Origin of the sequence: Pseudoalteromonas aurantia 208, from assembly GCF_014858725.1 — a bacterium.
Classification (GTDB): Bacteria; Pseudomonadota; Gammaproteobacteria; order Enterobacterales; family Alteromonadaceae; genus Pseudoalteromonas; species Pseudoalteromonas aurantia.
In genome coordinates this window covers 272,437-288,200 of sequence record NZ_AQGV01000014.1, presented here as the reverse complement: position 1 = coordinate 288,200, position 15,764 = coordinate 272,437, and the positions used below count along the sequence as shown (strand labels likewise).

Below are 15,764 nucleotides of genomic sequence, written 5' to 3'. Positions count from 1 at the left end.
ATTTATGGGATTATGCTAACACAAGTGATATTGCAAATCATTACTATTGTGAGTGTTTTTTGTGCTTTGTAGCGTGGTTTTATCAAGGTGTTGTGAGTTGGTCTATTTTATTTAAATTAACCCATTTTTACATTGTTGTGTAATTAGCATTAAACTCCCCTGCTTTTCTTAATAGCAGCAGAGGAGTTGGAGACGGTGAACTCACTCAAGACACTATAGTTTCAGTGTCACAGTGAGAGACATCTTTGGTTTAGCTACATCATAATATAAGTGGTTCCTAAGTAGACTGTTAGCTCGGTTTAAAGTGAAAACCTGCCGCTTAAATTCCGTTTTATCACGTCCGAAAGCCGTGAGATTAAAGCGCATATGTGTGGTGGTGTTGAAATTAAATTCAGTGAAAAAACTCAACTGTGGGGCCGTTTTTTCAGTGTAAATTTCGTCATAATAGTACTCAGTATAAACATGACTTTTTTGGTAATGTACTCCCCAAGATAACGCATTGAAATCCTGTTTAAAGTCTAAGTTTAACTGCTGTGGGGTAAGGCCTGTAATTGCTCTTTTACCTGTTATTGAATCGTTAAATATGGCATGTCGATAAGTATGCGTCATTTCTAATCGACTATTGGGTACAATTTTATCGGTTTGAAGTGTTATTTGTAAATCAGTACCAAAATATTGGGCGGACCCTGCGTTACCAATGCCAACTTCAGTGTCAGACAATAAAGTGTACTCGTGGATATCACGTTGCCATTGAAAAAAGGTGTTTAGATTAATGTTGACGAGTGTGTTTGGTATGTAATTGATTTGCATTTCAAGCTCATCATATTTCATCGGCTTTAAGCGAAGGTTACCGATGAATGCCCTATCATAGTTTGATTCTTCACTGGCTATAAACGGTTCAAAATCAAGTTGTTTGACTTGTTGCTTCACTGTTGCTGAAATAGATACGGCATTTTTATTATCAAAACTGAGTCTTACAAACGGTTTAATATACACTTTGCTAAACTCGAAACTGTCATTCCCTTGGGTTGTTAACTTGGCGCTTTCAGCATTGATTCGCGCGTACACTTGCCAATTCTGATTTAATGCATACTGTAATTTGACATACGGTTCATAGCGAATTTCTTGTATATCGCTGGATATATAGTGTGGTGATTGTGCCTCGGATGGTAATGTACTCGCTATGAGCTCATTACGACTATAGGCAATACCTAGCTCGGGTGATAAGGCATGGGTTGGTTGAGACAGTATGACTTTTGCTGCCAGTTCACGCCAATTTTGAGTTTGCATAAACACACTCGAGTCCTGTGGGCGACTATGTGTTGTTGAATTGAAAAATGTAGCGTGAGTATGGGTTTTATCCTGCATATTTCTAAGTGAAGCCACACTGTGTAATTGCCATGTACTCAGGCCTTTATATTGCCAGTCGACGCCAACGTTTAGCTGTGACTTTTGAGTATTTTCTAGAAATAGCTGTTTTGAATTTGTAGAAAATAAATTGCGCGTACTTTCATGATAGTTGTTTTTTTCATTATTAATCGTAAGTTGCAGCAAGTTTTTTTGATCTTCTAAGCGGCTAGTCAAACTGAGCGAGTGGCTTTTATCTTTTTCTTTATATGATTCATCCCCGATGTGATTGGCTATATTATCTGGAGTCTGTTCATAGATATCAGCTGTTGATATATAGCGTGTGTTTTGGCTATTGGCACTAAACTGATGATTCCAGCCCTGCCAAGGCATGGCTATTTTGAGTGCGATATTATCTAACATGACTTTATCTGCTTGTTGCGCAAATTCAGTGTATAGGGTGGTTTGACTATTATTTTTATGGGTAATGATGTTGATCAATTGTGAGAATTGGCTTGCAACAGAGTAAGGGTGATTGGTGTTATAGAAATCAACACGCTTAATTTGATCAATGGGTATTTGCTTGAGATACGCTTGGGGAGAGCTATGCTCTGGGATTGAAGGAACCCCATTGATAAGAATATTAACAGTGGCGTTTGATAAGCCCCGTTCACTGGGCTTTTCTACCAGGGTAAACTCTGGGACATTTTCAATAATGTCTAGTGCGTTTTGGGCACTGAATTGACCCCAGTGGTCAGCATTGAGGATTTTGGGTGTGCCCATACTTGTGGTGTTAGCTATGACGTTATGGGTGATGCATGTCGCCAAACCTATAAATAAGTAGCGACATAGATGCTTAAAACGAGTATACAAAACCGGCTCCTTTCTCTCGGTATGATTTTTCTAGTTATTAAATATAAACAAACTAACTACTTCAAAGCATTAGGGATGATTGGGACGAGTTTTGGGAGGAATTATATAATCGTGCTATTCATCCCTCTGATATTGGGAGGAGCGTATCAGAGTGCTCTTGAGAACAGTAATTACGCGGCATCATGCCAGAGTTGTTTGACTTGATGTTTATAGGTTTTGCTCAGGTTGACCGGTTGGCCATTTTTCATCACGATACTGAGACTGCCAGTTGGGGAAGTGTGTATGCGCGTTATATAGTTTATATTAATAAGATGGCAACGGTGGGTGCGTATAAAGTACTTGGCTGGCAAGCGTTGTTCAATTTCCTTTAATGTCGTGCGTTTTAAATACGTTTTCTCATGGGTAAAAATTTCGACGTAGTTACTGGCTGAGTTAATATTTATGATGTCTTCGAGCGGTAAGGCTACTTTATCTTTACCGCTATCAACTAACAGTGTTTGAGCATGACGCTCTGTTGCCGGTTGTTCTTTTAGGAAGTGATACCATATCGCCATAATAATACCAATCACAACTGGGTGAGATGGCGCGAAGTAGACCAAGGTTCTTGATATTTCATCATGGTAAAAGTAAAAATCAAAAATAGCTTGGTAGGTCATTGAGCAACAAAAAATCACTAAGCCAACGAGAATATAGGGTCGTTTTTTAGTTGCCTGAGCCGGATCGTATAAATGATTGAGTAAACGAAATGTTATAGGGGTCAGTAAGTACCATAGTCCCCACTCTTGCGGCGCCCACAAAGGGTGGTTGTCAAATTGGTGCTTAGTGAGCACGAGCGCATCATGGATGATCGTAAGTATCGATAACAACATGATAATTATCGTCCATACCAGCGTTGACAATATCCACTCATTCTTGAACTGTGACGTCGAGAGAAGCTTGAATTTAATGATATCGTCCTTTTACTTACCTAGTCACTTGCAATTTTATAGCAATAAGGCAGCGTATTTCAATGCTTTAATCTATATAAAATGCAACAATTGAACCTGTAAAAGGTTCAGGTTTTATGAGAACATCGCAAATTTAACATTGCGACTTTGATACAATCAAGTTGATTAAAGTTTCTTGCTCGAGGATGTAGGTGTGTCGAGTGGAGACCTGCTAACTGGTTGCTTACGGCGGCTTTATAAAAGGGCACATCAACATAGCGAAAGCTGGACGAAAAGGCCGTCAAGTTTTCGCATAGTAATGATTGTCTCGTTAGAGGTCGCTGTCTTTTTGATTTGATAGCGTAGCAATAAGTTCAGACAGTGCATTGTTAACACTTTGAGCATTATTCCAATCTAAATTATCCCAGTCTAATTCAAGGTTTAGATCTGCAACATTGCTAAAAAGTAATGTTTTTAAAATATCGACAGAGTGAATATTCTTTAAGTTATAAGTCGTGGTGACTTTCTTGGCGGCTTTCTTCCCCGCTAATTGCTGCTCAATGAGATCGCCAATATACTTTCTATCAGATAAGTTGAGTAGCTTTTTATCGTGCTCTACTTTGTAATCGTTTTCAATTTTTAAGACGATTTTTTTTGTACCGACAAATGAGTTTGTTAGGCCTTTTTCATAGGCTTCGATGACTTCTGGGTATCGAGTCAAAACATTATAATTATCAAAAGCACCCATGGAAATCCCTAAATTCTTCGCTTTATCCTTAACGGTTAGCTTTTTATCTCCTAGCTTTAGGCGTGCTTGGTCTAGAGAGTCGATTTCTCTCATGGCAGACAAGAATGCTTGTAATTTACCGTATTGAGGCAGGTCTTCGCGACTCGCATTTTCCTGGAATTGCTTGACTTTCGATAGCAGTGGTTTGTTTTCATACACTTTAAATTGTGCAACATGAGAGAAACCATATGCAAACACTAATGCGAAAAATCGACGGTGCCCAGTGAGTATTTGGTAATGACCATCATCTGTAGGAAAGACGGTCGGTGCTTGAATCATTTCTGAAACGGAGATATTTTCGCCAAGTTCAACGATGGACTCGATAGTTGTATTGGCTTTCTTCCATTCATTAGACCCATATTTTAGACAATTTATAATACAAGACTTGCCGATCATTACATGATTTTCAGCTTGGTAAATCTCACTGAGTTGTCTTTTGGTGATATTGCGCGTAATAAACTGCTTTGCATGCTCGTCTTCAATAAAAATACACGGCATAAACCTAGCATTTGAATCGTCTGGTTGAACTGAGCTAAGAAAAAGTGATTTATACTCAAATGATTCAATATGAAACAGTTCTTTATTGTTAACGCTGGCCAATAGTAATTGATCTAGTTTTTCTACCATAGTTCTTTTGCTCAAGTAAATTGTGGTTTTGCCAAGTGTGTGACCTGTTTAGGTCATGAAACACGGAACACTTGCATGATAAATGTTCGACATATCATGACTTGTTGTATCATCAGTCTACGATGCATGCCGCTAATTATTATTTTTGAATAGCTAGACTATATCAGAATCAAGGTTGTTCGGCCACTCAGGAATTGTTGTTATCTTTTTTATTCCAAGTGCTTATAGGTACAGACGGTGAAAGTTGGCCGTTCATTTTACGATATTAATAGAGAGGGTGATTTTGACCGAGGTGACGACTGATCTGACAATTAAGGGGTTATTTAAATCATGCTTGAAAAAGCTAAAAAGCAGACGGTAAAGACCTAATTTACGCTTTGTCGTTGTAAAATTGCTGCTTTGTTTTTTGTTAGTTGTTGTTTTCAAGGTTTTTATTTAATTTTTCAATGCTTGTTAATATGGTTTTTAATACTTAAAGTAATCGACCGGCCACAAATAGTCTGAAAAGCAGTATTATTTGTTTTTTAGTTGCATCAAAAAGTATGGAGGATTGCACTAATATTTTTGTCTTTTGCAATTGTTATATGTTCGGTTTCGTTATTTTTTTTATTTTAAGTACCAAAAACAATGAGTTGCTTGGTTTTGTTTTGTGTTTTTTTAGAGGTTAGATAACATTTCATAATTTCAACTTTTCAGGTTTCCTGTGTAATCTAGGTGCTGTTGACGAGATGAAGACGATACGTAAATAACTTCTCTCTAATCTTAAAAAATATGAAAAATGAAGTATGTGTATGCCGTATTTAAATAGCTCATGTATGTTCATTTTATATAGTGCTTACTTATAAAGGTGTAATAGCAATGTTCAATGAGTCTGATGAAAAAAGATACGTAAAACTATATAACAAGACAAAGGATCGCAGCATGCCAGTAGCAAAATCACTATCTAGAAAAGAGCTTGAGTTAGTTAAATGGGCATATGAACAAGGTTACTCTCGCGGAAAGCTGGATGGTGCCGACGGTGTATTTTTACATTCACAAGCAATCAATTCTCAGTTGGAAATGGACCTTGAGAATTTAATTCAACCGCTAAATTAATGGAGCAATCTGACATGTATACTCTCAATAAAAAACAGAGCACAATGAGCAAATGGTGCGTCACGCCAAAACCTCGACCTAATGCAGATGTTAAATTAATTTGCTTCCCTTATGCTGGTGGCGGCGTATCTGTCTTTTATCCGTGGGTAGATTTGCTTCCCGATAATGTTGAACTCAATATTATTCAACTACCAGGAAGAGGCTCTCATTTTTCCGCAGAGCCGATTGCTGATATGACATCATTGGTTGAATCATTATTTAGTGAACTGGCACCTATATTACACTCTGATTATATTATTTTTGGTCATAGTTTAGGAAGCCGGATTGGTTTTGAATTAATCATTCGGGCTATTCGAGTTGGGTTAAAGCCTCCGCTGCATTTCTTTGCATCAGGCAGTGCGGGTCCTCAAAGAAAATGTTTTGATCGGAAGGTTTACGAGCTACCTGATGTTGATTTTATTCAAGAATTGAAAGACATGAAAGGAACACCTGCGGAAATTCTTGAAAACAAAGAATTAATAGAGTTGCATTTACCAATGCTAAGGTCTGATTTTAAAGTCGCAGGGGAATATAGCTATAAAGGAAACGTGAATATACCTTCGCCTGTCACCGTGTTATTTGGTAAAGATGATGCTATTTCTGATGAAGAAATTCATATGTGGGGTATGTATTTTTCTGATTTTTCTAAGGTTGAATGTTCAGGCGGGCACTTTTTTATTGATACGCACCCTCATCAAGTTATAGCTCAGTTAAATCTTTATTTTGAAACTCAGTTTGCGATAAATGCGGCGTAAACAGAACAGGTTTAATTTATTTTTATTTGGCAGACAGCGTTAGAATTTCAAACAATTATGGCGTGTCTTTATTATTTCAATATCTCACTCGTGAGATAGATCTATTTATCGTTAGAGGTAGGGGGTTTCGTTGAAGTTTAATCTAATTTGTCTTTGCATGTCACTGACATACATGAGCGCTGCTCATGGCAGTACGCTTATCGAGTTATACAGTAACGGGGTTAAAAATAACTTATCTGTCAATGCGGAGCGTGTTGCATATTTGGCGGGGCTAGAAGGTGAGAAGCAGTCTTTTGCGCAGCTACTACCCCAGTTAAAGTTATCAGCGCATGTGCGTTATGATGCTCAAACACAGGCGTTAGATACTCATAATCTATTGCAATATAAAGGGGCGCAAAAATCAGCATCGGATGCTGCGGAATATGAATTAGGACTGAGTCAGCGATTATTTGATTTGCCAGCCTACTATGATTATAAAAGTAGTCAGTACGGCTCGACTCAGGCCAAAGTCAAATTTCAACAAGCATTGTCTACCTATACCAGTGATTTTTTATCTGCATACTTAGATGTAGTAGAAGCGCAAGAGAAGTTACTCTTTATTCAAGAGACGCTAGATGCATATGAAAAGCAAAGTAGTATTATTACTAATCGCTATGCGGTGGGCTTAGTCAAAATCAGTGAATTGAAAGAGTCAGAATCACAGCAGCTCAAAGTTGAGTCTGATGAAATACTTGCAAAAAATGATCTCGCTTTGGCTTTTGAGCAATTATCTTTAGTCACGCAAGTTGATGTAGATGCTATTCATGCTTTATCTGGTGAAATACCGGTACTGCATAATCCCGCTGAGTCAATCACACATTTACAAAAAAAGTTTAAGAATAACTGGGGGTTTAAACTTGCGAGTTTAGATTTGACGGTTGCGAATGAAAATTGGAAAGCAAAAAAGGCGAAGCACTTGCCTACCGTGACGAGTCGGTTGAGTTACACCGATAGTAATACCGATTCGACGTACAACTTTCAGCACCCAGATACATTAAATCGGCATGGCTGGAATATTGGCGTGTATTTGGAAATGCCAATTTATAATGGCGGAGGTGTAAGTTCTGCGAGCAGTGAAGCAAAGCTTTCTATGGAACGCGCGAAATACATGAAAAAGCTTAAACAGTTGGAGGTTAAGCAGCAAATATTGAAAAACCATAGAACTTTGCGTGCAATTTCACACTCATTAGCTGCGAATGGGCTGGCTGTTGAGGCGGTAGAATTAGCATTGAAAAATTCGGAAGATGAATATTTCAGTGGCCTAGGGCCATTTAGTCGAGTGTTAGATAACCGCGCTCGGTTAATGTCAGAGAAGGTTCAGCTGATCCAAGAAAAATACCAGTATGTGAAATTATATATTTCGTTAAAAGAGGTAATGGGTGAGTTATCGAACACTGAAGTTGGTTTTTTAAATCGTTTATTTAGTGGCGTATTAGCACAGAGAGTGACTGTCGATAAATAGGTGCACATAGTGACTCAGCTGTCGCTGACCGATAAATATGAATAGGAGATAGTTTACATGAAATACATGGTTATATTAGGCGCTTTAGCGTTAGTTGCAGGGTGCGGCAGCCAACAATATAATGAAACACAAGTCGTAAGTGAGAAAAAAGCATTTAAAGTTAAAAGTGAATATGCGTTATTGGGTAGCTGGAAGGGAGATACTGCACAGATAGAGTTTCATGGGAGTCACTTTAATCAAGTTTTCTCTAACTCGTTTGTGCAACAGTCTCAAGTACAGACAGGACGGTATAGTCATGATGGCATCGTTCAAAAATTTCATTGGAGCTTAGATTCTGCAGGGATCGTGACGCTAAATATCGTTGATGGAACATGTGGTATCGTCCCGTTAGATTATTGTAATGTGAGTGCAAAAAAACAAATTACATTAAGCGGCTCAGATATCAGTGCTGCAACTTGGGAAATCAAAACAGACGGTGACTTAGATGGCGTTTACGAAAGTACGACTTCAGAGCGGGTTGTTAGAAATGAATTTAGTGATACACAGCTGCATGCGGGCAAACAGTTTTTGAAGTTATCAGATAATTTCGATCGCCCTTTGGAAATGGTCTTAAATGATGATGTAGTTAATTTATTGCTTCCAATTAGTACTGCTTCAACACACAAATATGTGCGCTTGTCTGGGGCTGTTAAGCAATCGGATCACAGCATCATATTTGATAATCATGAAGGTACCACATTAAGTGAACCACAGCGCTTTAAAGTGGCGAATGAAGCGGATGTGTTATTAGATGTAGAAAGTCAAATAAGTGATGTTGTGTTGAGAAGTGGACTCGGTGATAGTGTCGTTATTGATTACCTGATCACACGTAAGATAGTTATGCCGGACAATCTAACCGCATCTCAATTAGATTTGTCACAGTTTAAGGTTACAGAGCGCCATACCATAGTGACAAAAGAGTCCGTTGCGCTGTTAAGCGATCTTAGCATTAACTTAAATGAGACTTACTATTCTAAAATACCTGCAGGCTTTAGTGCATCGGCGGATGGTGCAGGTCACCAGATTGTTTTTCATGAAGGAAATACAGGCGTGATTTCGTTTATAGATCCAAGTAATGACAATGCAGAGAATACGCAAACATTCACTTGGGAATATAAGAATGATCAACAAGTGCATGTTGCTTTAGCTAATGGCATAAGCTGGGACTTAGGGTTTACAGGAACTGTACTCGGTGGCTACAGTGCGATTTATCAAAATGAAAGTAATGATATATACGGACATGACTTCTTAACGCAAGGATACGTTGATCCTAACACATTAGTACCTGGTCGCTTTACGCTTGAGAATACGGATGGGTTATCAACGGTTGATGTTGAGTTCAAAGAGAATGGTGAAATACTTATTCAAGCTGGACCAATTAGCTTTAGTGGCTTTTGGGCTGTCACAGATGAGCGAGAAATTGTGAGCTTTGAATGTGAACAACATGATGGTGTATTAGTAACAGAGCTAGATCTTTGTAAAAGCCAACTGCAACTGATTGGGACTGACGAGAGTACTTTAAAGTTTGGTCATATACGTAAATTTAAGTTTTTACATAGCAACGGTAATAAATTGGTTTCAACATACAACGCGACTGCTTGGGGTGAACCGCTTACGACTGGCGCTGTACCAGTGCATTTTAATTGGGTTTATCGTTGGCAACGCGTTGGAGATTAGTCAGTAACGAAAGTCGTAACACTGTTCAGGAATTGTCTTTTTAGATTAGCCATAAACCTGCTGACTGTATATAGCCATATAGTCAGCAGGTGGAGAGAACAATTTTTAAATATTGAAGTTAACTAATTGCCACTTAAACCAAGATTATGAATAAAAATAGAAATTAAAACTCATGATCAATAAGTCGGCCGTTATATGTGCAAGTAAGGAAGAATAAAATGAAACAGATATTAAATCATGCAACACGTATCGATCACTTGGCCATTGCGGTTTTAGATCTAGAATCAGCCATTGATTTTTACTGCGGTATTTTAGGGTTTGAACTACTAAAGCAACGAGAAGTAAAAGGTCAGTTCTCTGGTATGTTAGCAGCCGAATTATGTGGTAATGGTTTTACCATCGTATTGGTGCAAGGTACGAATAAAGAATCTCAAGTTTCTAGGTTTGTTGCAGAGTATGGTCCTGGTGTACAACATGTGGCCATTGAAGTTGATGATGTTGAAGAGGCAAAATCCCGTTTAATGCAGACTGGTTTGCAGTTTTCGACCAATATTATTCATGGCGATCAGTTGAAGCAGATTTTCACACTCAGAGATAAAAACTCCGGCACGATGTTTGAGTTTATCGAGAAGAAAAAGCGTACTTCACAATTTGAAAAAACAAGTATCCAAAATTTATTTGAGCAATTAGAACTAGCTGGCGCATATTAGGGGTTAACATGAAGTACACGATTATAGATTTTCTTGAAAAAAACAGTCTCGATAAGCCACATGACATTGCTTTTCGTTTTTTAAGTGATAAAGACTTAACACCAGTAAGTTTAAGTCATAGTCAGTTGTGGGAGGCTGTGCAGTTAAGAGCCGAGCAAATTAGACTAAGAGCACAACCTGGTGAGTGTGTATTACTTTTGTTTCCGTCAGGGTTAGATTATGTCGTTACTTTCTATGCATGTTTAGCTGCGGGTATTATAGCGGTTCCTCTATACCCGCCCAGCAAGAGCAATAAAGTAGATAGAATTACGAAGGTAGCACAAAGCTGTGATGCAAAAGTCGCACTGACTATCTCAAGTGAAATGGATAAAATTAATGAATGTTTTGCACATGATAGTGCACTACAAGCGCAAGTACAGCCAATAGCAGTAGACACCTTACCATTAGGTGAGCGTTATAAAAGTAGTGAACTTGAGTTAGAGCAAGTTGCCTTTTTACAGTATACGTCTGGTTCTACAGGGGCCCCAAAAGGGGTTATGATTTCCCATAAGAATATTATTGGAAATGTGACGCACCTCACGCATACTGCCAGTGCGACACATGAAGATATATTTGTAAATTGGTTACCGCTGTTTCATGACCTAGGTTTAGTGACCGCCATTTTGTGGCCTGTATACTTGGGAACAAGCTCGACTTTAATGTCTCCAGCGACGTTTGTAAGAGAACCGATCAACTGGCTACAAGCCATTCATGATTACAAAGGCACCATGTGTGGCGCGCCTAACTTTGCTTATAACCTATGTACTAAAAAAATATCAGACTCAGCGCTAGATAATTTAGACTTGTCATCATGGAAAGTGGCGTATAATGCGGCCGAACCAGTGAATGCTGATACACTGCGAGACTTTTCAGCACGCTTTGAACAGTGTGGTTTTGATGGCCAAGGTTTTTACCCAGGTTATGGGATGGCAGAGGCAACGGTATTCATTACTGGTGTGACACGAGACCATCAGCCTCCTATGTTGGTATGCGATAAAGCATCACTTGGTTCGTTTAAATTAGACTTAGTTGATGAAAATCACACCGTGTTGACAAGTGAGTTAGTGAGCTGTGGTTATGCTGAGCAAGATCATCATGTGTGTGTGGTTGATCCCAATACAAAAATGCAATTACCAGAAGGTGAGGTCGGTGAGGTTTGGTTCGCAGGTCCAAGTGTTGCGTCAGGGTATTGGAAACTGGAGGATATTTCTGCGCAGGTATTTGCACAAAGTTATACCCAACTCAATGGTGAACAAAGTAAGCCAGTTTACTTGAGAACGGGTGATTTGGGAGTGCTACAGGATCAGCAGCTATATATAACGGGTCGCCATAAGGACTTGGTTATTTTCCAAGGGAAAAACTATTACCCCCAAGATATTGAGCATGCAGCAAGTGAAGCGCATGACGCTGTACGTAGCGGTTATAGTGCTGCATTTTCTGTCGATAGAGCGGGTGAAGAAGAGTTGGTACTAGTGACAGAGTTAACTCGAGAAGCCTTTAGAAAAGCGGATTATAAAGCGGTGACGGACAGTATTCGTGCTCATGTCTATCAGCAATGTGAAGTGCAAGTAACAGAAGTGGTTTTATTGAAACCGTATTCAATTCCAATGACGTCAAGTGGGAAAATTCAGCGTAAGCAAGCTAAGGCAAATTGGCAAAATGATACGATGCCAGCTTTGTTTAGCGTAGATGCGACCAGTGAAATGGCGGAAATAGTGCAACCAGCCACTGTCATTGAGGAAGCCATACATCAAGTGTGGTGTAAACACTTAGCATTAGAGCAGGCTTCTGTTACTGCGGCATTTTATCAATTGGGTGGCGACTCAATCAATGCAATAGAGATCGCGGCAGAGGTTGGTCGCATTTTTGACGCCATCGATTTGGTTGAACGAGACTTGTTAGAGCATCATAGTATTCGCGCTATGGCTGATTATGTATCGCTAAAACAAAGCATAGCTAACTTGTATGCAGGTAAGCAAAAAAGTGCTGCGAGTGCGGGGCAGTTAGTATTATGAGGTTAGCGGAATTACTGGAAATATTGGCTCTAAAAGGCGTCACTTTGCAATGCCAAGATGGGCAGCTTGTATTAGAAGGCCATGTTGATGCTTTATCGAGTTCAGAGATACAAGCGCTTAAAAAGTATAAGCATGAAATTATCGGTTTAAGTGCTGACAAGAGCAATGTGTTTGATGTCGCAATATGCACTCGAGCGCAGGCCTATAGTACACAAATGACAAGCCATCAAAAAAGCATGTATCTATTAGAGTCACTTGCAGAACAGCCATATTATAACTTACCCGTGGCGTATAAAATTACGGGCTCGCTGCAATTGGAAAAACTGCAACATGCATTTAATCAACTCATTGCCAACAATGATGTATTAAGAACGATATACAGTAAGCCAGAAGAGACGCAGCATATTCAGTTGCAGCATGATTTTGTTTTACCCCACTCCAAACTGCGTGATGAAGCGTCTTTGGTAGAGGCGCTGAAATGTGAAGCAAATTATCGCTTTGATTTATCAAAAGAGTGGCCGATTCGCGTTCATGTTTATGAACTAGACACTTATTATGTATTGAGCATTAATATTCACCATATTGCCGCTGATGGCTTCTCTGCAAAGGTGATTTTACAGACTCTTGCTGCTGAATATGCACAACCATGTAGCACGGTTCATCGGGTTGCGCAGTATGCAGATTTCAGTGATTGGCAACAGGCGTACTTAACGTCTGATCATGCAAAAGAAGGTATTACATATTGGCAGGCGCTATTGGAAGGGGTGTCAAGTTGTCATAACTTTCCAATACAATACCCTAGACCTACCACGCTGAGTGTGCAAGGGAAGCGATGGAAGCAGACGCTAAATAAAGACCTATCGAGTCAGTTGAAACAATGTGCGCAAGAGCAAGGAGTGTCTAGTTTTTCTCTATTGCAATCGGTATTTGCGTGTTACTTATCAAGAATGAGTGATAGCCAAGATATTGTATTTGGCTCTGTTTATGGAAATCGTAGTGGCGAGAATGTTGCTAATACGGTGGGTATGTTTGCGAATACATTGCCTTTTAGATTCCAATTCAGTGCTGAAGATAGCTTATCCACAGCAGTCATTCAGTGTCAAAAGCTAGTGAAAAATGCGAAGCAGTATCAATATGTTCCTTTTGAGCAGATCGTTGAACTTGCTAATATAGAGCGTCAAGCCAACCATCTGCCTTTGGTGCAAATTATGTTAGTTGCACAAGACAATGCATTAGAGCAATTTCGTCTTGATGGCTGCCAAGTAGAACTCATGGATAATGATCAAGACGTGTCAAAGTTCGACTTCTCGATTCATATTTATACAAAAGGCGAACAGCTGGAGTTTGTATGGGAATACAATACGCACTTATTTAGTGATGCTTGGGTTCAGCATTTAGCGCGTTATCTAGAGCATTTTATTGCGCAGCTCATTGCGTCTCCGACCATGGCTTTCTCAAGTATTCACTTTAAGCATGATGCAGCAGCTGAGATCATTGAACCGAATCGGTTCCCAGTTTTTAAGAGTTTACCGGAACTGATCACAGAACAAGCAAGCGATTATGCAAACAGAGTAGCGATTAGCCATTATTCGGAGCAGTTAACTTATGGACAGTTGGTGGATCGACTTTCTCGAGCTGCAAGCCATTTTCTGGACACTCATTATGCCCCCAAAAGCAGAATTGGTGTTTACATGGAAAAATCCATCGATATGGTGGTCGCTATGTTGGCAATTATGCGTGCTGGTTATACCTATGTACCGCTTGATCCCAGTTATCCGCAGGCACGCGTAGCGCAGATCTGTCAAAATGCGGAATTGGCATGTGTAGTGACGCAAGACGGGCATTTTCCAATCAACAATTCGCAGTCGCATTTTGAGGTTGTGACGGTGGCACAATTACAAAAAAGCGAAGTTAAAATCGCTTACCCGGTATTGACTGAGGAAGACATTGCTTACGTGTTATATACATCAGGCTCAACTGGAGTGCCTAAAGGAGTCGCTGTACCGCATAGCAGTATCTATTATTCACTACAGGCAAATAAACAAGTATTTAACTTTAATCAAAATGACACGATGCCAACGATTGGCTCACAAGCTTTTGGTGTGTCATTGCTTGAAATTTTGGTGCCATTATTAAGTGGTGGGAAAATTGAGATTATTACTCGAGATGATGTATCTTTATTGCCTCAACTAATTGAAAAAACACAGCAGGTGTCAGTATTGCATGCTGTGCCGAGCCTAATGGGGCCTTGGATCGATGAAGTGAAAGCCTATGGTGATGACTGTTATCCTGATTTGAGGTTGTTATTGGTTGGCGGTGAGCCCGTGCCAGACACTCTTTTGAAAAAAATACACGCTTGGCGTGAAGATGTTGAAGTTCGGGTTTTATATGGTATGACGGAGTCATCGGTGGTGAGCAGTAGCTATGATCCAAAGTCGGTCCCGGCATTAAATTACTGTATTGGTCAGCCTCATCCCAATGTGAATTACTTGGTAATGAACCAGTTTGGTGCGATACAACCGAAAGGGTTAAGTGGTGAGTTGTATGTGGCTGGACTGTCATTAGCAGCCGCCTATGTTGGCAACAAGCAGCAAACGGATAAACACTTCACTTATGACGAAAGTACAGCGCAACGAGTATATAAAACGGGTGACCGAGTAAAATGCCATTTGGATGGCCACTATGAGTTCTTAGGTCGATTAGACAATCAGATCAGTTTAAGAGGCGTGAGAATCGAATTAGGTGAAATCGAAAGCTGCGTCAATGACATAAGCGTAGTGACCCACTGTGTTGTGCATCCTCAATTGATGAATGACACCGATGTTTTATTGGTACTGTATTACAGTATTAAGCACGGGGCAGACAGTGAGGACGCTTTGGCACAAATCAAAGCGCAGTTAACTGAGCACTTACCAGTCTCAATGAGACCGACATTGTTTAGCCAACTGGATGCATTACCGCTTAATGCCAACGGGAAAATTGATCGTAAATCGTTACCTATTCCGCAGTTGAAAAGTGTTTATATTGCACCGGCAACGCCGACAGAGAAAACAATGCAAAACTTATGGTGTGACTTGTTTGAGCTTGATTCTATTTCTGTAGAAGATAATTTCTTTGAATTAGGCGGACACTCTTTGCTGGCGAGTAAGTTAGTTGCCAAAGCGAATGACGTTTTTCAAGTCAGTTTATCAATTTCGGCATTTTTTACCGCACCAACCATTCGATTGTGTGCGATGAAAATAGATTCTGAGCGCGATAAAAACAAGCTGCAATTACTCCAAGCGACAATTGTAAATGATTCAAATAGCGAAGAGCTGATATTTTAATAAGGCAT

General features: G+C 39.6%; 10 protein-coding genes. 7 read left to right on the top strand and 3 right to left on the bottom strand.

Annotated features, from left to right (window positions below):
* Positions 1–213: 213 nt before the first annotated feature.
* The 3 genes from PAUR_RS18210 to PAUR_RS18200 form a co-directional block, all read right to left on the bottom strand.
* Positions 214–2,220 carry a TonB-dependent receptor gene (locus tag PAUR_RS18210; RefSeq protein ID WP_192509150.1) on the bottom strand — a complete coding sequence of 669 codons (2,007 nt, stop codon included), beginning with the start codon at positions 2,218–2,220 and terminating at the stop codon, positions 214–216.
* Between the two features lie 170 nt (positions 2,221–2,390).
* On the bottom strand, positions 2,391–3,089 hold the full coding sequence (locus PAUR_RS18205; RefSeq protein ID WP_192509149.1) for a LytR/AlgR family response regulator transcription factor: 699 nt from the start codon (positions 3,087–3,089) through the stop codon (positions 2,391–2,393).
* Between the two features lie 388 nt (positions 3,090–3,477).
* Positions 3,478–4,560 (bottom strand): hypothetical protein, encoded by a 1,083-nt coding sequence (locus PAUR_RS18200; RefSeq protein ID WP_192509148.1) that lies wholly within the window; start codon positions 4,558–4,560, stop codon positions 3,478–3,480.
* Between the two features lie 921 nt (positions 4,561–5,481).
* Between PAUR_RS18200 and PAUR_RS18195 the strand changes: the two genes are divergently transcribed.
* From PAUR_RS18195 to PAUR_RS18165, 7 genes are all read left to right on the top strand, one after another.
* Complete coding sequence (locus tag PAUR_RS18195) at positions 5,482–5,655, top strand: hypothetical protein (RefSeq protein WP_225738487.1); 174 nt, start codon at positions 5,482–5,484, stop codon at positions 5,653–5,655.
* 44 nt (positions 5,656–5,699) lie between these two features.
* Positions 5,700–6,449, top strand: coding sequence for a thioesterase II family protein (locus PAUR_RS18190; protein WP_192509146.1), 750 nt, complete (start codon positions 5,700–5,702; stop codon positions 6,447–6,449).
* A gap of 130 nt (positions 6,450–6,579) precedes the next feature.
* Positions 6,580–7,950 carry a TolC family protein gene (locus tag PAUR_RS18185; RefSeq protein ID WP_225738486.1) on the top strand — a complete coding sequence of 457 codons (1,371 nt, stop codon included), beginning with the start codon at positions 6,580–6,582 and terminating at the stop codon, positions 7,948–7,950.
* Between the two features lie 57 nt (positions 7,951–8,007).
* On the top strand, positions 8,008–9,666 hold the full coding sequence (locus tag PAUR_RS18180) for a hypothetical protein (protein ID WP_192509145.1): 1,659 nt from the start codon (positions 8,008–8,010) through the stop codon (positions 9,664–9,666).
* Positions 9,667–9,884: 218 nt separating this feature from the next.
* Positions 9,885–10,376 (top strand): VOC family protein, encoded by a 492-nt coding sequence (locus PAUR_RS18175; protein ID WP_119862558.1) that lies wholly within the window; start codon positions 9,885–9,887, stop codon positions 10,374–10,376.
* A gap of 8 nt (positions 10,377–10,384) precedes the next feature.
* Complete coding sequence (locus PAUR_RS18170) at positions 10,385–12,430, top strand: AMP-binding protein (RefSeq protein ID WP_192509144.1); 2,046 nt, start codon at positions 10,385–10,387, stop codon at positions 12,428–12,430.
* Positions 12,427–15,756, top strand: a complete 3,330-nt coding sequence (locus tag PAUR_RS18165; RefSeq protein ID WP_192509143.1) for a non-ribosomal peptide synthetase — start codon at positions 12,427–12,429, stop codon at positions 15,754–15,756. Before PAUR_RS18170 ends, PAUR_RS18165 begins: the two co-directional genes overlap by 4 nt.
* Positions 15,757–15,764 lie beyond the last annotated feature (8 nt).